Raw genomic sequence first — 18,608 nt, 5'->3', positions numbered from 1 at the left:
GGGTACCTTCCGGTGGTGTGGAGCTGGTCAGCCGCGCAGGGCGGGCAGGTCGAGCAGGTCGCGGTGGTACCGCTCGGTGACATTGGGGTGAGCGCGCAGACGCGACTTGAGGGCGTTGAGACCGTAGCGGGCGTGCAGGGTGCCGCCGTGCTGGTCCGGGCCGACGCCGACAGCCTCGGCCGCGAGTTCGGGCGACAGCGGGATGGCCGGCAGCGCCTGGTCGTACCCGGGGTTGAGGAAGAAGGGCAGCGACACCCGATCCTTGCCGGCCGGCGGCGGCAGCACCCGGTGCACCGTCGCCTTGAGGTAGCCGCCGGTAGCGACCTCCAGCAGTTCCCCGATGTTCACCAGCAGGTGTCCGGGCAGCGGCGCGACGTCGAGCCAGCCGCCATCTGTTTCCACCTGGAAACCGGTGCTGTCGGGCTCCGGGTAGAGCAGGGTCAGCGCTCCCACGTCCTTGTGGCTGCCCACGCCCTGGTCGGTGACCGAGCCGTCGTGGCCCGGGTAGCGCGCGATCTTGAGCAGCGGATCGGGATCGGCGAACGCGGTGTCGAAGAAGTCGGCCGGCGCATCGAGGGACTGCGCCCAGCCGCGGATCAGCCGCAGGCCGGCGTCCTGGGCCTGGAGCGACCACCCGAGCGCGAGTTCGCGCAGGCGCGGGACGGCGGTAGGCCACAGGTTGGGGCCGTGCAGCACGTCCCACGGGCGCGACGGGTCGATCGGATCGACCGCGTCCCGCTCGGGTCCGATGTCGAGCTGCTCGCGCCAGTCGATGTAGCCCTGCGTGCGCTCGCCGCCGACCCGGGTGTATCCGCGAAAGTGCGGCGAGTTGCTGTTCTCGATCTCGAGTTTGTCGGCCTCGGGCAGCGCGAAGAACTCCCGCGCCGTGGCGATCAGGGCATCGGTGAGCTGCTGGTCGATGCCGTGACCGGTCAGATAGAAGAAGCCGATCTCGTGCGTGACGGTGCGCAGCGCGTCGACGTCGAGATGCTCCAGGTCGATGATCGGGAGTGAATGGGCGGACATGGAACGGGTCCTTTCCCCACGGGCACCGGCGGACTATTCACGCTGCGACGATGTCGGTGCCCGGCGGGAAGAATGTGCACGGGGATGCGGGACGGCGTTCGAGTACCGTCGCGCGGGGATCTCGTCTCAGCTCACGCGCATGCAGCGACAACACGCGCGACGCATTCGCATCGCGGTGGCGGTGGCTGCAGTGCCGCGCATCGAGGTCCTTCCAGGACAAGACGGGGAACCGGCACGCCATATTCGGCGGGCCCGTGCGGCGAGGCTAACGCGCCCGCCGGCCACCAGACAAATCGAACGTCCACGCACCGCGGCGAACGGTTGCAATCATCCGACGAGCGGTCCGGCGGGCGGCTACCAGGAGCTGGTTCGGAGCACCACCTCGGTTGCCAGCTCGGGAGCAGCCGATACCGGGATGTTCTCGACCCCGTCGAGCTGGACGACGCGGAAGTCGGAGTAGGCAAACCGGCCGCTGGCGTCCGCGCATGCCCGCCCGAGCGAACTGCCCACGACAACAGTGGTGGGCAGTTCCACGGCCGGACACGTCGCGTCCCGCACAACACCGTCGGCGCCAGGCACTGCCGGGTGGCCGCGGTCGGCAACGACCAGGCTCGCGAACCGGCCGAACGTTCGGGAAGCGAGTGACCACGCGAGTTCGGCACCGAGGCCGGAGCCCACCAGGTTCACCCACGGCAGCTTCAACTCGTCCAGTAGCGCGATGATCGACGACTCGTCCAGGCCCTCGATGCTCTCGGGGACGACCGTCCGCAGATCCGAGTCGTGCAGCCGCGCACAGACAGCGTCGTAGACGTCCGCCGGGTCACCCGCGTCCGGAAGAAGCAGCACCGTGTGCCGGCTCTCGGGCCCACCTATCCGGACTCTGCAGGTCCCGTTTACCACCTCAACGCGCGTCGACTCCATGGCTGAAAACGGTACGCGATCGCCACGGACCGATCGGACGCCTATGCGGGATAGATCTTGCCGATGATCTGCCTGGCCATGGCGGTCGCCGGATCCTGCCCGTTCGCGGCCGGTGCCAGGTTGGTCCACACCACCAGGGTCACCTCGTTGTCGGGATCGTGTCCCATGAACGAATTGAACCCGGGCAGCTCACCGGTGTGGCCGAACATCGGCCCCATTTTCGCCATGCCCCAACCGTATTGAGCAGATCCTTCGTCCGGGCCGGTCGGCTGCACGCTGGCGAGGCGCTGTTCCTGCAGTTCGGCATCGAGCAGCTTCCCGCCAACCAGCGCCTGCACCCACGTGACGAGGTCGTCGGCAGTCGAAATGCCGGCACCGGCCGCCCATGCCCAAGACGGGTTGACGCCGGTGACATCGTTGGGCAGCAGGGTTCCGTCCTTCGCCGCGGTCTGCATCGCCTCGGGCAAGGCCGGGTCGGTCAACGTGTCCATGTTCGTCCCGTAGACGTAGCCCTGCGGGTGGGGCGCCGGGAGCGAGCTGTCGGCGATACCGGGGAACGAAGTACCGGTCAGGCCGAGCGGGCCGAAGAGCCGCGACTGGAAGATTTGGGGCAGCGGCTTGCTGTCCAGATTCTCGGCTATGAGTCCGAGCAGCACGGTGTTGGTATTGGAGTAGTGGTAGCCCTGTCCGGGCGGGAAGTACGGCGGATTCGCGAACGCGAGCGCCAGCAGTTCGTCGGGCTTCCACTGCTTCTGCGGCTCGTTGTCGAGAGCCTCGTTGAGTTGCGGGGTCTCTGTGTAGTTGAAGAGTCCGCTGCGCATGTTCAGCAGCTGCTCGATCGTGATGTTGTCGCCATTGGGCACATCGGGCCGGAACTTCGAGACCGGGTCCGTCAGCGCAATCTTGCCCTCCTGGGTGAGCTGCAAGATCACTGTGCCGGTCATGGTTTTGGTGTTGGAGCCGATACGTACGTGCTCGACAGTGTCGACCGGTGAGTTCTGTCCACGGGTCCCGGTGCCGTACTTGACCATCAGGTTGCCATCAGGGGTCTCGAGGATGGCAACGGCACCTGGAATTTGAAGGTCCTGCGCCACGCCTGCCACGATGTCGTTCAGTGCGGCGTCGTCGATCTTCTGCAACATCGCCGTCGTGGACGCGGCGCTGGTCGTGGCCGACGCGGACGACCCGGTATCGGAATCGTCGGACGAGCATCCCGTGATCACCAGCGCAGCTACCGCCGCTACGCCGATCAGTCGGACGGTCGAGCTTCTCCCCAGGGCAGTACGCACGTCGCCTCCTCGATGTCGGCGGTCGCCGTCGTCGCTAGGGATCCTAGGGCGGGGAGTCCAGGACGCGCGCGGAAGCCGCAAAACAGCTTTCCCGGCAGTGCGTCCGAACTGGCTATCGCAGCGACGCACCGATCGTGGGCACACCCGCCAATGCCCCGTTCCCGAGGACCGCGAGGACCGCATCGATGTCGAGATGCCGCTCGACGAGGTCCGCGAGCAAATCCAGCTGAGCCTCCCGAACCCTCCCGACGTCGGTGTCGGTCGCGACGACGAAGCCGCTACGGGCTGCGCCCTGCGCCACCTCGGCGAGGAACCGGCGCCGGTACTCGTCGTTCTCGAGCAGCCCGTGCCAGTGAGTGCCACGCACACTGCCACGCACACTGCCCTCCTTGGACCCGTCCGCCGCGCTCAGCAGCGGCGGATCGCCATTGCGCCGAACGCGCCCATGATGGATCTCATACCCGCGCAACGGAATTCCATCCGCATGGCCGCCCACCGCCGCGAGCACCTTCTCGACTGCGAACTCGATCTCGAGGTCCAACAGCCCCAGCCCGGGCACCGCACCGGCGCCGGACTCGACGCCGTCGTCGATCACCGCGCCGAGCATCTGGTAACCGCCGCAGATTCCCAGGATCGCCCCACCGGCCTGCGCTCGCCGGATCAGCGCGTCACCGATACCACTGCGCCGCAACCACTCCAGGTCGGCGACGGTGGACTTGCTGCCGGGCACGACGACGAGGTCGGCGTCGGCCAGGCGCGAGGGCTCGCTCACCCAGTGCACCGAGACGCCGGGCTCGCACGCGAGCGCCTCGACGTCCGTGGAGTTGGAGATCCGCGGGAGCCGGATCGCGGCCACCCGCAACCACTCATCGCCGACCGGCGGCGCGGGCCGGCCGACGGGCGCGTCACCCACGACACCGAGCGAGTCCTCGGCGTCGAGCCACAGGTTCTCGGCGAACGGGATCACCCCGAACGTCGGGCGGCCGGTAAGGGTCCGAAGCTGCTCGAGCCCGGGTTCGAGCAGACTCACATCGCCCCGGAACTTGTTGATCACGAACCCGGCGATCAGCGCCTGGTCCTCGGGCGAGAGGACGGCAACGGTCCCGAACAGGTGAGCCAGCACTCCCCCGCGGTCGATGTCGCCGACCACGATCACCGGCAGCTGCGCGGCCTGAGCCAGGCCCATGTTCGCCAGATCGGTGGCCCGCAGGTTGATCTCGGCGGGCGATCCCGCGCCCTCGCAGATCACGACATCGAACTCGGCGCGCAGCGAGGCCAGCTCGTCGGCGACGATCCCGCGCAGCCACTCACGGTGGGTGATGTAGTCGCGGGCACCGACCGTGGTGACGGCCTTGCCGCGGACGACGAGCTGCGACGTCCGGTCACTGCCAGGCTTGAGTAGCACTGGGTTGAACCGCACACTCGGGTCGAGCCCACACGCCCGTGCCTGCAATGCCTGAGCGCGGCCGATCTCCCCACCGTCGAGCGTCACCACGGAATTGTTCGACATGTTCTGCGCCTTGAACGGTGCCACCCGCACCCCTCGCCGCGCGAGCATCCGGCACAGCCCGGCGACCAGCACACTCTTCCCGGCGTCAGACGTCGTGCCCGCCACCAGCAACGCACCGCTCAGCGCCGATGTCACGGCAGCGTGAGGATCTCGTTGCCCTCGTCGGTGACCACGATGGTGTGCTCGAACTGGGCGGTCCACTTGCGGTCCTTGGTGACGACCGTCCAGCCGTCCTCCCAGATGTCGTAGTCGACGGTGCCGAGGTTGATCATCGGCTCGATCGTGAACACCATGCCGGGCTCGATGATCGTGTCGACGTTCGGCTGGTCGTAGTGGAGGATCACCAGGCCGTTGTGGAAGGTCTCGCCGATGCCGTGCCCGGTGAAATCGCGCACCACGCCGTAGCCGAAACGGTTGGCATACGCCTCGATCACGCGGCCTATGACGTTGAGTTCGCGACCTGGCTTGACGGCCTTGATCGCGCGCATAGTCGCCTCGCGAGTCCGCTCGACCAGCAGGCGGTTCTCCTCCGAGACATCACCGGCAAGAAATGTGGCGTTGGTGTCTCCGTGAACACCACCGATATAGGCGGTGACGTCGATGTTGACTATGTCGCCGTCCTGAATCACCGTCGAGTCGGGAATACCGTGGCAGATCACCTCATTGAGTGACGTGCAGCACGACTTCGGGAAACCGCGGTACCCGAGGGTCGACGGGTAGGCGCCGTGATCGCACATGTACTCGTGCGCAATGCGGTCCAGCTCGTCCGTGGTCACTCCGGGCGCGACGGCCTTGCCGGCCTCCTGCAGGGCCCGCGCTGCGATCTTGCTCGCAATCCGCATGGCCTCGATGGTCTCGGGGGTCTGCACCCACGGCTCGCTGCCCTCCTGAACCGTCGCCTTCCACGCATATTCCGGACGTTCGATGTCCTTCGGGACGGCAAGGGTGGGCGAGACGGTTCCAGGAACGAGCGCGGTGCGAACAGACATGGGTTCAGGGTAGACCGGCCGGCCGCGACGACTCGCGACTGCCGAGATGCCCGGCTCGGAGACAGCGGGTCGAAACGATCAGCCGGTTCCGGCTCACACAATCCATGATCAAATCTGTATTGTTCACAACGAGCCGTCCCTTCGGTACTGTCTCACGCGGAGGTACCGCCATGCTGAATAGAATCCTGGAATCGGCTGCCGGAGACGTTGACACCATCGATGTCGTCGGAGTCAACGATTGGCGAAGAGCCGTGTCCGGAGTTTTCGTCCCCCTCCAGGTTCGGAGCGAAAATCCTGATCTCTTCCGGGGCAGGATTCGGAGCCGAATTCTCGGCGGAATCAACATATCCGAGGTTTCCGCTTCGGAACAGGTGGCTCAACGTACCGCTCCACTGACCGGGGAAAAGGCGACACTCCGATACATGCTATGCCTCCAATTGGAGGGAACCGGAATCGTGATGCAGGACAATCGCGAAGCGGTTCTGAAGCCGGGAGATATTTCGGTCTACGACATGGACCGGCCGTACTCGTTGGTCTTCGAAGATCGGTTCAGCTGCCTCGCCGTGATGCTGCCACGGGAACTACTCGGTGTCCCACCGCGCATGGTTGCCGAGCTCACTGCCGCGAGATTCGCTGGAGACGATGGCGTGGCACGGGTAGTGAGTCCATTTCTCGTCAGCCTCGGCGGGAACCTGACCAGGCTGCCCCGCGAATACGGAACACGACTCGTCGCCAATGCCGTCGATATGGTGGCAACAGTATTTCTGAGTCAACTCGGAACCTCCGAACGCGAGGCACCAAATTCCCATCGCCGAGATCTACTGCACGAAATTCTCGCCTATATAGACAACAACCTGGCAGATCCCGAACTCAATCCCGCGCGAATTGCTGCGGCACATTTCATCTCAACCCGCCACCTATACGATATTTTCAGCGAACAGGAATTGACCGTCGCGGGTTGGATCCGGACGCGCAGGCTAGAGCAATGCAAACGTGACCTGTCCGACCAGCTTCGCATCGAAGAGTCGATCGCCACAATCGCAGCAAGGGCAGGATTCCTCAGCCCGTCGCATTTCAGCCAGGCATTTCGGCGTTCATTCGGGGAATCCGCAAGCGAGTTCAGAAGTCGTACTGTCGGCACTTCGGGCCAATTTCGGAACTGACAAGTCCGCCAACGTCCCGTCAGCAACGTGCGAAGTAGCCCCGCAGGTGGCGGTCGATCCGCCAACCTGCGGGGCCGTTCCGTCACACCGGCAGTTGCTCAGCCGCCGATTCGTCCGCCTTCGGGGAGCGTCGAGCACTCCGGGTTTCGACGAGTGCGATCGACACGACGGCCACCACAACGTACGAGATTGCCGCCACGAGCATGACGACGGAGAGCCCATACCGGTCGGCCAAAGCCCCGGCACCACCGACAGCGAAGGACCCGAGCAGCTCCCCGATGCCCATGATGAGGGCACCAGCCGTTGCCATGATTCCCACCGGCACGCTCTCGACAGGAATGATGCTGACGAACAGCGCTGTCATGGTCATGATGACGCCGCCGATCGCGACGTACACCACCAGGCTCAGGCCGCTCTGTGGGAACAGCAGCAGCATTGCCGGTGTCAGCGCCGCGAGCAGCGCGTACCCGATCATTGCCGGCTTGCGACCGATCCGATCGGATGAGTACGGGAGGAACACCTGCCACAGAATGGAGACGACGCCGAACAGTGACATCACCACTCCCATCGTCGCGATCGGCAACTCGCTGACCTCGGTGAGATACAGGGGAAGGAACGAGTTGAAGGTCCACAGCCCACCCATGGCGAAGATGCTGATCGCGACACACACGAGGATGTTCCGGTTCGCCAGCCCGGCCAGTAGTGCAGCGCGATCGGATGCACCGGTCCGCTCCCCCACCGGGGCAGCGTCCACAGTGGGGGCAGGCTCCTCGATGAAGGCCCACACGAGCAGTGCAGCGACAAACGTCGGCACACTGATCATGACGAACGTCATCTTCCAAGTTGACATTTCGGCAATCTGCGTCACCACGACGGGACCGAGGCTAGCCGCGATCACCGCGGCGCCGGCGTAGACGAATCCGACGTTACGGCCGAACCGTTGAGGCGCGGAAGTCGATGCGACGATTGCGATGGCGATCGGAAGGATGATTCCCTCACTGGCACCCAGCAACGAACGAACGATCAACAGCGCGCCGAACGAGTTGGCCGACATCGTGACCGCGGTAAGCACCGCGGTCGCCAGGATTCCGAAAAGCAGGATCGGCTTACGACGACCGAACCGATCCGCCGCGAACGCAAAAATGGGAGCGGACAACGCATAGCCGATCGTCTGCCACATGTTGATCTGACCCACTTGGCTTTTCGTCAAGTTGATGTCGTCGTCGATCAGCGGCATCAGGATCGAAAGCGCCTGACGATCGAGGAAGACGAGGCCCCAGGTCAGGAAGAAGATCAGAACCGTACGGCCCTCGAGTGGCCATGAATTTTGAGATGCACTGCGAGATTGAGACATCGGGAGCCTTTCTGGTCCACGGGAGGTCGAGCACTGCCGTAGTCGGCTACGGCTGCCCTGGCATCCGCAGGACCGGCTTGACGACGGCGGCCGCCCGTGCGTCCTGGGCGGCGGTGTTGATGTCAGCGAAGTCGTAGTGGGTGACGAGCCTGTCCAAGGGCATGCGTCCCTGGCGGACCAGGTCAACCAGTACGGGCAGGAACAGCGGCGGGTTCGAGTCGCCTTCCGTGATGCCGGTGATCCGCCGCCCGTTGAGCAGGAAGTTGACGTCGACGGGAACTGTCGTGCCCGGCGACGGGGCACCCATCACACCGACCTCTCCGAGCGGGGCGAGCGCCTCGATCGCCGTGCGTAGAACCCCGGGATTGCCGGTGCACTCGAGCGCGTGCGTCACACCGAATCCGGCCGTGAGTTCGCGCAGCGCCTCTGCCGGGTCGACATTGGAGGGGTTGATCACGTCGGTTGCCCCCAACTGGGTGGCCAGCTCGAGCCTGGATTCGGCCAGGTCGACGACGATGATGCGCGTTGCCGGGGAGAGAGCGGCAGCCATCACCGCCGCGAGTCCCACGGCGCCCGCCCCGAAGATCGCCAGTGTGCTGCCTGGTTGCGGGCGCAGCACATTGAGGACCGCACCTGCACCTGTTTGAATTCCGCAGCCCAGCGGAGCCAGCAGCGACAGATCGGCGTCCGGATCCACCCGGGTGAGGCCACGCTCGTCAGCGAGAACATGCGTGGCAAAGGATGACTGGGCGAAGAAGTGTCCGTGCAGGTCCGTCCCAGCCTGACGGATGGTGGCACTGCCATCCGCCCGCTCGCCACCGAGCAGGTTCCGGTGCAGGAAGTCGGCGCAGTATGCGGGATGGCTGGCCGTGCAATTGGGGCAGTCGCCGCAACTGGTGAATGTCAGCAGAACGTGATCCCCGGGCCGGACCCGGGTGACCGCGCTGCCGACCTCTTCCACTATCCCGGCACCCTCGTGTCCGAGCACCCCGGGCAGGGGAAAGGGTATGTGGCCGGCCGCGACCCCGAGATCCGTGCCGCACACGCCGCTCGCGACGATGCGCACGAGAACCTCGTCGGGGCGCGGGTCGTCCAGAGTGACCTGTTCGAGCGTGAAATCCTCGTGGAGTCCACGGAGGACCGCTGCCGTTGCTGTCTTGGTCATGAAATCACCTCATCTTCTGTCGATATCGATGCACGCACGGTCGCGTCAGATCGGATAGTGGCGCTCGCCGGATTGCACAGTTATCCACCGTGTTTCGGTGAACTCCTCAAGTGCAGCGCGGGAACCGAAGCGGCCGTATCCGCTGTCGTGCACACCACCGAAGGGCATCTGCGCCTCGTCGTGCACGGTGGCACCGTTGATGTGGCAGATTCCGGCCTTGATCCTCCTGGCCAGCTCGAGACCCCGACCGACATCGCCCGTGAACAGTGCGCTCGACAGTCCGTAGTCCGTATCGTTGGCTACTCGCAGCGCCTCCTCCGGGCCGTCGACCTCGATGATCGACGCGACCGGCCCGAATGCCTCTTCGCTGTAGAGGCGCATCTGCGCGGTCACGCCCCGCAGCACGGTCGGCGGATAGAACAACCCATCGCCCTCACCACCACCGGCAATGACATGTGCGCCGTGCTCGGAGGCGTCGGACACCAGCGAGGCAACATGGCGGCAGGCCTGCTCGTGCACCATCGGACCGATCTGGGTCGACGGGTCGGCGGGATCGCCGACCCGAAGTGCAGCTGCGCGCTCGGCAATCTTCGATGCAAACTCGTCGGCCACTTCGCGGTCGATCACGATGCGTTCGGTCGACATGCAGATCTGGCCCTGGTTCATGAACGCACCGAAGATGGCCGCGTCCACCGCCGCATCGATATCGGCGTCCGCCAGCACGATCATCGGCGCCTTTCCACCGAGCTCGAGCACCACTCGCTTGAGGTGCTTACCTGCCTTCTCCGCGATGATCCGCCCTACCTTCGTAGAGCCGGTGAAGTTGAGCCGCCGAACCGCGGGGTGGGCGATCAGACTGTCCACGACTGCGGGCGCGTCTTCCGGCGCATTGGTGATCAGATTGATCGCACCGGCCGGGATCCCGGCATCATGGAGTGCTTCGACGATTGCCGCATGGGTGCACGGTGTCTCCTCGGACGCTTTGAGCACGACGGTATTTCCGTAGGCGAGGGGCATGGCCACCGCACGCACTCCGAGAATCAGCGGCGCGTTCCACGGCGCGATGCCGACGACAACTCCGGCTGGTTCCCGGACGGCGAGTGCCGTCAGTCCCGGAACGTCCGACGGAATGACCTCGCCGATCATCGAATACGTCTGGGCAGCTGCTTCGCGGAGCATTCCGACCGCGACATGAACGTTGAAATTGCACCAACCGAGTGCTGCACCCATCTCGGCACTCATGACCGCACTGATCTGCGCGCTGCGCTCGGCCAGTAGGTCCGCTGCACGCTGCAGGACCTCACGTCGGCGAGCCGGCGATGCGGTGCCCCAGGTGGCGGATGCGGCTTCCGCGGAGTCGACAGCGCGCCGAACGTCGGCGACGGATGCTGCCACGACCGTGGCCACGTGTTCACCAGTGAGGCGGCAGATCTCAGTCGTCGAAGAGCCGGACTCGGAGGGCGTCCACTCACCGTCGATCAGTAGTTGGACGGTGCGGCCGGTGGCGAGGGCATTCATGGATGAACTCATCTCCTTCGGTGGATGGATAGGGTCGGCTGCCGCCCTCACGGCAGGGTGATCAGCGTCTTGACGACGCCCGGCGCCTGGTCGGCCACCTCGGCATACGCCTGTTCGATGGCGTCGAACGAGTACTGGCGGGTGAACATCGGCGACGGATCGAGTCGCCCGGCGGCGATGAGCTCGAGCAGTTCGTCCATGTGAGTGAGGTCGCCGAGGCCCGTCCACACCGAGACGTTCTTGAACAGCAGCCCAGCCAGATCCAGTTCGACGGGGGCCGAGTGGATGCCGACGATCCCGATATGTCCGCCCAGCGCCACACAGGCCACTGCGGTAGCCAGGGCAGCGGGGGATCCTGCGGCTTCGATGATCGAATCCACGCCACGTCCACCAGTGAGCTCGATGATCGAGTCGGCCACGGTGGCGTCAGCGACGAACGTGTGGGTGGCGCCGAGTCTCTCGGCCAGAGCCAGCCGTTCCGGCACCGTGTCCACGGCGATGATCTGGCGAGCGCCGTGCAGACCGGCGGTGTGGACGGCCGACAGTCCGACCGGTCCACAACCGAGTACGAGAACGACACCGCCGGGCGCGTGAACGGTGTTCCGGACTGCGGTCCATCCGGTCGGCAACACGTCGCCGACTGCCAGCGCCTGCGCGTCGGTGACGGTGGGCGGAACCTTGGACAACACGTGATCGGCCCAGGGCACCCGCAGGTACTCGGCCTGCGCTCCCCCCAGGTCTCCCCACGCCTCCCCGGAACCGAACACCCCACCGCGGGAACACCGCTGAGTCTGGCCACTCCGGCAGGTCGGGCAGCTCGAGCACCACGGAGCAGCGGGGCCGACCACCCGGTCTCCGACCTCGAGCAAGGTCACCGCATCGCCGAGTTCCTTTACTGTGCCGACATATTCGTGCCCCACAGTGAATCCCCACGGCGTGGGGATATGACCCTCGACGAGGTGAACGTCACTGCCGCAGATCGTTGTTGCGGTGATTTCGAGAATGACATCGGTTGGTGCGAGAATCTCGGGATCAGCGACTCGAGTCAGCCGCACCGAACCTTCGGCATCGCAGAACATTGCGCGCATCGATTTGCCCTCTCTTGACGTTCTCAGGCGGATTTCGCGGAGTCGACCGGACGGACGAGCTGTTCGGCGTAGAACTCCGTATCGGACTGGCTGGGAATCACGACGCCGTAGGTCTCGGCTAGTTCGCCGAGCACATTGCGGAGCATCATCAGATCCGCCTGGTTCGCGTTGCGGCGGACATCGAGAAACGGAAAATCTGCCTTCAAGTCGGGGCGGTACTCGTCCCGGATCCGCCGGATGTTGTCCGCGTTCTCCCCCGTCAGCACCGCATTCGCATCGGCTGCGGCCAACTGGAAGAGCTGATCGAAGATGGCCCACGCGTCCGCAGCGCTGGGATGGATGATGCCGATACCGTAGAGGCCGGATGCGCCATCGACGAACGTGCCCAGATGGAACACCGGGTGACCGTCCACGAACGGGACCACACCATCAGCGAGCCAGGGGATTTCAATGTCGTAACCGGTCGCCATCACGATCACGTCGACGTCCTCGACCGAGCCGTCGACGAACTCCACAGTCGAGCCGGAGATGCGCCGGACATCCGACTTCGAAGTGAGCAGTCCGTGCGCGAAGCAGTGAAGCACGAGGTTGCTGACGATGGCCTGCGTCGATCCGACGGGGTGTTCGGGAACCGGCAATCCATAGCGGCTGAGGTCACCCACGGTGGCCAGAACGAGGTCGAGCTGCTGCTGCGGGTCGAGCGCTCCGAGCATCGGCAACTCGGGCAGAGGAACCTTGCCGTTCAGCAGGTCCGGCGTCGGGATACCGAAAATCTGCTTGGGGAAGAAGTGATACGCGCGGCGCGTCGACAGGAACGCCTTCTCGGCGTGGTTAGCGGCGTCGACCGCAATGTCCACACCACTGTTTCCGGCACCGATCACCAGGACACGCTTGCCTTCGAACTCGCTGATCGAGCGGTAGTCCTTCGAATGGATGGCGCGGCCGGTGAAGGACTCGAGGCCAGGCACGTCAGGGATGAACGGATGCCACTGCTGACCACCGGCATAGATGACGCCGCGATAGTCACGCACCTCGCCCGAATCCAGCGTGACCTTCCAGTAGGTGCCCGCCTCGGTCTCCACCGGACGTGCGTCGGTCACCTCGGTTCCGAAGGTGATCAGCTGATCCAGCCCGTAGTCGACCGCCATGTTCTCGATGTACTCGTGCACCTGTCGCCAGGACGGGTAGTCGGGGTACGCCGAAGGCATCGGATAGCCGATGAAACCCCCGTACTCCTTGCTGGTGATGAAGTGGCAGGTCTCGTACATCGGAGACCCCGGATTCTCGATGTCCCAGATCCCACCGACACGGGTGTTGCGTTCGATGAGTTCGACATCGATGCCGTACCGCCGGAAGGCGCGGGCGGCAATCAGCCCCAGAGGACCAGCACCGACGACGCAGTACGTGGTGGGCAGAGAAGCGGAATCGAGAGTGGAGTTGCTCATGTTGGTGGTCTTTCGTTGAGGGACCGCAAGCGGCCGTTGTTCATGCCGAGTGAGTGAGGCAATGCCGTAGCGCTGCCAGGAGGAGGAGTGCTTGATCGCTCACGCCGACAACGGCAGGCGACAGGTTCGTGGTGAACGCCATCGAGATGCCACGCTCGGCATCGGCACACACCAGCGATCCACCCGCCCCCTGATGTCCGAAGGATCGATCCCCCAGAAGCGGGAGGTGCGTGTGTGCGAGCTCGATTCCCGAGCCGAAATGCGTTTCGTAACCGAGCATTCGGTCTGGCCCGATGGATTGGGTTTCGGTCATCTGCGCGACCGCGGCGCCGTCGAGGAGTCGCGTTCCGTCGACATCGCCGATGGCGGCGGCGAAGATCCTGGCAAGATCGCGCGCAGAGCTCACGCCCGACATTGCGGGCCAGCCGGCCTGGACGACCGCGGGGTTGTTGAAGAACCCTGCAATGTCAGCGTGGATCTCGACGAAACTCCCGTCCGGAATGAAGCTCGGATCCGAGAATCCTTGAGCCTGAGCAGGGGTGAGTACAGGCTCGCCGAACTCGACGGGCACGAGTCGAGCGAGCTGATCCGTCGGAGCGCCGAACCAGAACTCCGCGCCGAGGGGCCCGGCGACACGGCGCTGCACGAACGACGCCACGTCTTCTCCGGCTGCGTGCGTGAAGACACCGTTCATCAAGGCACCGAAAGTGAATGCGGCGTAGCCATGGGCGGTTCCCGGTTCCCAATATGGCTCCTGCCGAACGACGGCCGCGTCCAGACCGCCGGCCAGAAGATCATCGAGCGTAAGCGGATCCGCGACCGCAGACAGCCCGGCGCGGTGACCGAGGATCATCCGCGCGGTGATCTTCTCGGTCGACGCTCGGCGGAACTCGGGCCAGTACTGCGCCACCGGGGCGTCGAGGTCGATCAGGCCTTCGGCGTGCGCGATCGCCGCGGCGATCGCCACGATGCCCTTCGATACCGAGAAGACCTGTTGCAGAGAGTCGGTCTCGTATGCCCCTCCGACGAGGTCTACGACTGCCTCGCCGTCCTGGTAGATGCACAGTGCGGCTCCGCCTCCCCTCTGACGAGCAACCGTGCGCGCGAAGACGTCCGCGACCTGCTCGAACGGCGGACGTACGGCGCCCGAAACGGGCACGACAGCGGGTGGTGCTTGATCGGTCTTCATTCCAAATCTCTTTCCTGCGTATCGGATTCGACTCTCCGTAGAGCCGCCGAACCGGGTCGGTCCCGCCCGGAATGCGCGATGCTCCGGGTACCGTATGCGCTGTGACGCCGATCTCAGTTTCGTTACCGTGCAGGGCGCTGTCGTATCCGTGCACGGTCGTAGCGGGCCTGTTCGGATTCGCGTCGACGCACGCCTGCAGACGTGCCCTGCCCGGCGTCTGCCGAGTGCAGTCCTCGATCAACGCTGGAGGAACTCGAGGACGGACCGGACGCAACCCACCACATAGCCCGAGGCGAAGATCCGGACGTGAACCTGCCCGAGTTCTCGCCCGACGCGCCCGAGCACCAGACCGATACAACCTGGCAAAGAGACCGCATCTACACGAAGGCCTTCGGCATGGAGCACGAGTAGAAAGTGGTTCGGGTCCTATACCGCGAAGTAGGTGGCGAGTCCTTCGTGTCCTGCGGGTGTGAGTTCAAGGCTGCGTGAGCGGTCGACGGGGCGGATCCAGTCCCGGGACAACAGGCCGGTCATTACGACGGCACCGAGTGCGCCGCCCAGGTGGGCGCGATCGTGGCTCCAGTCCGGACACAGGAACGCGAGTTTGCGGCGCGGTGGAAGCGATGTCATGCCCACGCCGAGGGAGATGACGGCCGGTTCGGCGTTCGGTCCGAGCTGCACCTCGTAGTGGACAGCAATCGGTTGCAGAACACCCGTTTGTGCGGACACAGTCGGTCCGGCAGGTGGCGCGGCGCACCCACCGAGCTGGTCGAAGAAGATGAGATTGAACTGGCGACGATGTTCGATCGCCCAGACGCGGTAAGCAAGTGGCCCAGCGGCGAGGCGCTGTTCGAGACCCGACCCCGCCGAGACGCCGAATGCTGTAGTGATGCTGTCTTCGAGCGATTTGTAACTCTGGACGATCAACTCGAGCATCAACGCGCCCAGGGCGACTCGAGCGGATCTCGGGTCGTAGCGGTCGCGGGCTGATCGCTCTCCGGTGACATGTCTGCCGACTACGGATTGGACTGAGGATTCCTTGACCCGAGTACGCGGTCGAGAAGGCGCTCGACGAGCTGGAGAGCCAGTTCCGCCGTGCCGTAGCCAGGAAGCATCCCCTGGGCGAGCCCGCCCGTAGCTGCCAGAATCAGTTCCGCATCGAGGTCAGGATCCATTGACGGCATGACCGCGTCCCGATCGGTCACTCGCTGAAGCTGGCCGGAGATGAGCGCTGTCAACTCACTTGGGGCAGTTAGGGTTTCCTCGGCGGCGATTCCCTGTCCGGTCAGCGCGGCAGTATGGAAGGCACCGAGAACGATTGCTTCGTCGCGACGCTGTTGATCGAGCGGGAGCATGGCGACCAGGAACGCGGTAATGATCTCGCGGGGAGTCGCTTCCGGACCCACGACGGACAACTCCTGCATTAGACGAGCACCTGCGTCCTGACGCACGGCCTGATGTGTCGCGAGAAGGAACTCCCGCTTCGTACCGAAGTAGTACTGCACGAGCCGAACCGAGATCCCAGCCTCGGCAGCAACGGACTGAAACGTCACCGCCGCGAGCCCACCGTCGACGATCACTCGCCGCACCGCATCGGTGATCTCCCGTCGCCTCACTTCATGGTCGACCAGTCGCGGCATAGGGCCGCCTCCCTTTCGCACGGATGACGTTTGCCCATTGATGGTACGCACATACCGCATTAGTGGTACCGTCATACCAACAACCAAGTGCAGCGAGAGGGAGGCTCATGCCGAAGATCGGACGATTCAAGAACGACGCATCGAAGCTGTCATACGACCGCGTCTACCAGGCATTGGAAGGCACATGGCCGGTTCCGTCGACACAGTTGGACATCCCAACATCGTTCGGAACCACCCATGTCCGTAAGTCGGGGTCCGGCACGGAGACGCCGATCGTCCTGGTGCACTCTCTCGGGGCTAACTGTCTGCAATGGCACATCGTCATCGAGGATCTGTGCCGAGACCGCGTCGTGTACGCACTGGACACGATCGGCACTCCGGGGCGCAGCGTCCAGACCGCCCCGATCACCGGAGAATCCGACTTCGCCACCTGGGTCGACGAGGTATTGAACAAACTCGGGGTCGACCGTGTCCACCTGGTCGGCTACTCGCAGGGTGCATGGCACGCCGTTCTCGTAGCACTCCATTCTCCTGAACGAGTGGCGAGTGTGACGCTCATCGAGCCGGGAGGAGTCTTCGACAAGCCATCGTGGGGTGTGCTGCTGAAGATGATCCGGGCCGGGATGCGCCGCACCGACGAAAGTATCCGCAAGCTCAACGATTGGCTGTCTCCGGGGTACGTCCTCGGCGACCTCGAGTTCACCCTCGCCAAAGAAGCCCTGAACTACCGCCCTGGGATTGGATGGGCTCGAATGCTCAAGGATGCAGAAGTGCAGTCGATCACGGTTCCGATGCTGGTGATCTACGGCGCCGAGACGGTGGTCTCCAATCCCGAGCGGGTGGCAGCGCGACTGGCTGATCTTCTACCTGCAGCGGAAGTCGAGATTTTCGCCGGCACTGGCCACGGAATCCTCGGACACATCCCCAATCAGGTGATTCCCCGACTCATGACTTTCGTCCGCAATCACGACGACGCGAAGCGCAAATGACCGGCGGCCGATCTCGACCGACTGAACCGCAGACCCAAACCCAGCCTGCCTGATGCCGGATGATGTGCGCCCCACCCGACGCTGTTTCCGACTGGGTACAACAGTCGGGCCGGGCTAGGCCCTCGGCCCGCATCTCGTAATGTGAGGTTCCCCTCGGGCAGCGGAGACCGAGATAGCGGGGATAGGAGATCTCGCTGGAAGGATGTTCGCATGTCACGTACCCGCAGGTCATTCACGACCGAGTACAAGGTCGAGGCCTCTCATCGGGTGATCGATTCGGGCCGCACGATCGCCGAGGTCGCCCGCGAGCTCGGGTTGAACGAGAAGCTGCTCGGGCGCTGGGTCGCAGACGAACGCCGTCGCGTCGAGGCCGCGGCTGCGCAGGGTGATCAGCCGCTCGACGGTGCCGAGCGCCGGGTCCTCGCTCGCGCGACCCGGAACCGCGCGCACCCTTTCCGGTGACGATGAACCGCCCCCACTGCCCGCGATCCCAGTGCGCGTCCCCGATCCGCACCGCGCACAGTTCTTTCGCCCGGACACCAGAGATGCAGGCGACCTTCGCCATCGCGTAGTCACGCACCGCGATGGGGTACTTACGCGAGCGCGGTAGGTCATCCCGCCAGGCGGCGCGAAACTCAGTCATGGCCCGCTTCGAGAGCGGTATGCGCAAGGTGAAGTCGCCCCGATGGTTGGGTCGAGTGATGGCGTTTGCCGGGACCGGCGAAATACTGGTCGAACTGTCGCGAAGTGAGTCTCCAAGGGACGCAGTCGAAATTGTCGCACAACTCGAGAACAGGCTTGAGGAGTGTCTGCAAGGTGGATGGGGCCAGCCCCGCAACGTCACGGGCCCACCCGTACTCAGCGATCGTCTCGTGAAAGAAGGCCGTCTCGTCGATCGGATCGGCTGATTCCGTGATCCGCCGCTGCAGAGTCGCCACGTCAGCCAATTCGGTTGCGATGCCAAGCGAAGCGGCGGCTTCGGCGAGCTTCATCGCACGGCGGGTTCGGAAACCCGCCACGAGTCGGTACTTCGTGGCAACAACTCGCATAATTCGAGAGTTATCACGAACTTTCGGTTCTTCCGATTCGCACGGGAGAAGCGGTCTGAGCTCAGGCAATGCGGCACCCAGCGCAAGTGCGCCCGAACGAACCCACCCGAACTCCAGTGGGTCGACGGCAGCGGCACCGCACGCTACGGAGTCGGATCCCTGTTGCTCGGCGCGTAAGACGACGGCGGGGTCTTGAAGTACATCGGGCACGTCGGCACCGGGTTCACCACTGCGCTCCGCCGATCGCTCCGCGCTGGGCGGTGGAGAACGCTT

The 18,608-nt window shown here is 64.7% G+C and carries 16 protein-coding genes and 2 pseudogenes; 4 read left to right on the top strand and 14 right to left on the bottom strand.

The window, feature by feature from the left end; all coding sequences use genetic code 11:
- Positions 1 to 27: 27 nt before the first annotated feature.
- The 5 genes from ERC79_RS20655 to map form a co-directional block, all read right to left on the bottom strand.
- Positions 28 to 1,026, bottom strand: coding sequence for a 2-oxoglutarate and iron-dependent oxygenase domain-containing protein (locus tag ERC79_RS20655; protein WP_131580240.1), 999 nt, complete (start codon positions 1,024 to 1,026; stop codon positions 28 to 30).
- 354 nt (positions 1,027 to 1,380) lie between these two features.
- A complete protein-coding gene (locus ERC79_RS20650) occupies positions 1,381 to 1,947 on the bottom strand; it encodes an alpha/beta hydrolase (RefSeq protein WP_131580239.1) in 567 nt (188 codons plus the stop codon).
- A 41-nt stretch (positions 1,948 to 1,988) separates the two neighbouring features.
- Positions 1,989 to 3,236: a serine hydrolase domain-containing protein gene (locus ERC79_RS20645; protein ID WP_131580238.1), complete on the bottom strand. Its 1,248-nt coding sequence runs from the start codon at positions 3,234 to 3,236 to the stop codon at positions 1,989 to 1,991.
- Between the two features lie 112 nt (positions 3,237 to 3,348).
- Positions 3,349 to 4,869, bottom strand: a complete 1,521-nt coding sequence (locus tag ERC79_RS20640; RefSeq protein WP_207390543.1) for a cobyric acid synthase — start codon at positions 4,867 to 4,869, stop codon at positions 3,349 to 3,351.
- An 8-nt stretch (positions 4,870 to 4,877) separates the two neighbouring features.
- Positions 4,878 to 5,735 (bottom strand): type I methionyl aminopeptidase, encoded by an 858-nt coding sequence (gene map, locus ERC79_RS20635; RefSeq protein WP_131580236.1) that lies wholly within the window; start codon positions 5,733 to 5,735, stop codon positions 4,878 to 4,880.
- Positions 5,736 to 5,839: 104 nt separating this feature from the next.
- On the opposite strand from map, the gene ERC79_RS20630 reads away from it, so the two are divergent.
- The gene (locus tag ERC79_RS20630; RefSeq protein ID WP_131580235.1) at positions 5,840 to 6,898 is read left to right on the top strand and encodes a helix-turn-helix domain-containing protein; all 1,059 of its coding nucleotides are present in this window, start codon (positions 5,840 to 5,842) and stop codon (positions 6,896 to 6,898) included.
- An 82-nt stretch (positions 6,899 to 6,980) separates the two neighbouring features.
- Here ERC79_RS20630 and ERC79_RS20625 read toward each other — a convergent pair whose 3' ends face one another.
- The 8 genes from ERC79_RS20625 to ERC79_RS20590 all read right to left on the bottom strand — a co-directional run bounded on the left by ERC79_RS20625 (position 6,981) and on the right by ERC79_RS20590 (position 16,297).
- Positions 6,981 to 8,252 carry an MFS transporter gene (locus ERC79_RS20625; protein ID WP_131580234.1) on the bottom strand — a complete coding sequence of 424 codons (1,272 nt, stop codon included), beginning with the start codon at positions 8,250 to 8,252 and terminating at the stop codon, positions 6,981 to 6,983.
- Between the two features lie 46 nt (positions 8,253 to 8,298).
- The gene (locus ERC79_RS20620) at positions 8,299 to 9,417 is read right to left on the bottom strand and encodes an NAD(P)-dependent alcohol dehydrogenase (protein ID WP_131580233.1); all 1,119 of its coding nucleotides are present in this window, start codon (positions 9,415 to 9,417) and stop codon (positions 8,299 to 8,301) included.
- Positions 9,418 to 9,462: 45 nt separating this feature from the next.
- The gene (locus ERC79_RS20615; protein ID WP_131580232.1) at positions 9,463 to 10,947 is read right to left on the bottom strand and encodes an aldehyde dehydrogenase; all 1,485 of its coding nucleotides are present in this window, start codon (positions 10,945 to 10,947) and stop codon (positions 9,463 to 9,465) included.
- Positions 10,948 to 10,982: 35 nt separating this feature from the next.
- A complete protein-coding gene (locus ERC79_RS20610; RefSeq protein WP_131580231.1) occupies positions 10,983 to 12,023 on the bottom strand; it encodes an alcohol dehydrogenase catalytic domain-containing protein in 1,041 nt (346 codons plus the stop codon).
- Positions 12,024 to 12,046: 23 nt separating this feature from the next.
- A complete protein-coding gene (locus tag ERC79_RS20605; RefSeq protein WP_131580230.1) occupies positions 12,047 to 13,468 on the bottom strand; it encodes an NAD(P)/FAD-dependent oxidoreductase in 1,422 nt (473 codons plus the stop codon).
- Positions 13,469 to 13,508: 40 nt separating this feature from the next.
- Positions 13,509 to 14,657 carry a serine hydrolase domain-containing protein gene (locus ERC79_RS20600; RefSeq protein ID WP_131580229.1) on the bottom strand — a complete coding sequence of 383 codons (1,149 nt, stop codon included), beginning with the start codon at positions 14,655 to 14,657 and terminating at the stop codon, positions 13,509 to 13,511.
- Positions 14,658 to 15,083: 426 nt separating this feature from the next.
- Entirely contained in the window at positions 15,084 to 15,593 is a 510-nt protein-coding gene (locus ERC79_RS20595) for a hypothetical protein (protein ID WP_131580228.1), read from the bottom strand.
- Between the two features lie 80 nt (positions 15,594 to 15,673).
- The gene (locus ERC79_RS20590) at positions 15,674 to 16,297 is read right to left on the bottom strand and encodes a TetR/AcrR family transcriptional regulator (RefSeq protein WP_131580227.1); all 624 of its coding nucleotides are present in this window, start codon (positions 16,295 to 16,297) and stop codon (positions 15,674 to 15,676) included.
- A gap of 107 nt (positions 16,298 to 16,404) precedes the next feature.
- Here ERC79_RS20590 and ERC79_RS20585 point away from each other — a divergent pair, with 107 nt between their 5' ends.
- A complete protein-coding gene (locus ERC79_RS20585) occupies positions 16,405 to 17,286 on the top strand; it encodes an alpha/beta fold hydrolase (protein WP_131580226.1) in 882 nt (293 codons plus the stop codon).
- Between the two features lie 210 nt (positions 17,287 to 17,496).
- Positions 17,497 to 17,643 (top strand): annotated as a pseudogene (locus tag ERC79_RS23655) (transposase); the annotation flags it as partial.
- Positions 17,644 to 17,921: 278 nt separating this feature from the next.
- Here ERC79_RS23655 and ERC79_RS20575 read toward each other — a convergent pair.
- Positions 17,922 to 18,278, bottom strand: coding sequence for a hypothetical protein (locus ERC79_RS20575; RefSeq protein WP_131580224.1), 357 nt, complete (start codon positions 18,276 to 18,278; stop codon positions 17,922 to 17,924).
- Positions 18,279 to 18,485: 207 nt separating this feature from the next.
- On the opposite strand from ERC79_RS20575, the pseudogene ERC79_RS23650 reads away from it, so the two are divergent.
- Positions 18,486 to 18,587: pseudogene (locus tag ERC79_RS23650) on the top strand (ATP-dependent DNA ligase); the annotation flags it as partial.
- Between the last annotated feature and the right edge of the window lie 21 nt (positions 18,588 to 18,608).

The organism is Rhodococcus sp. ABRD24 (assembly GCF_004328705.1).
In the GTDB taxonomy this organism is placed as follows: domain Bacteria; phylum Actinomycetota; class Actinomycetes; order Mycobacteriales; family Mycobacteriaceae; genus Prescottella.
This window is presented reverse-complemented; position numbering and strand designations above follow the sequence as displayed.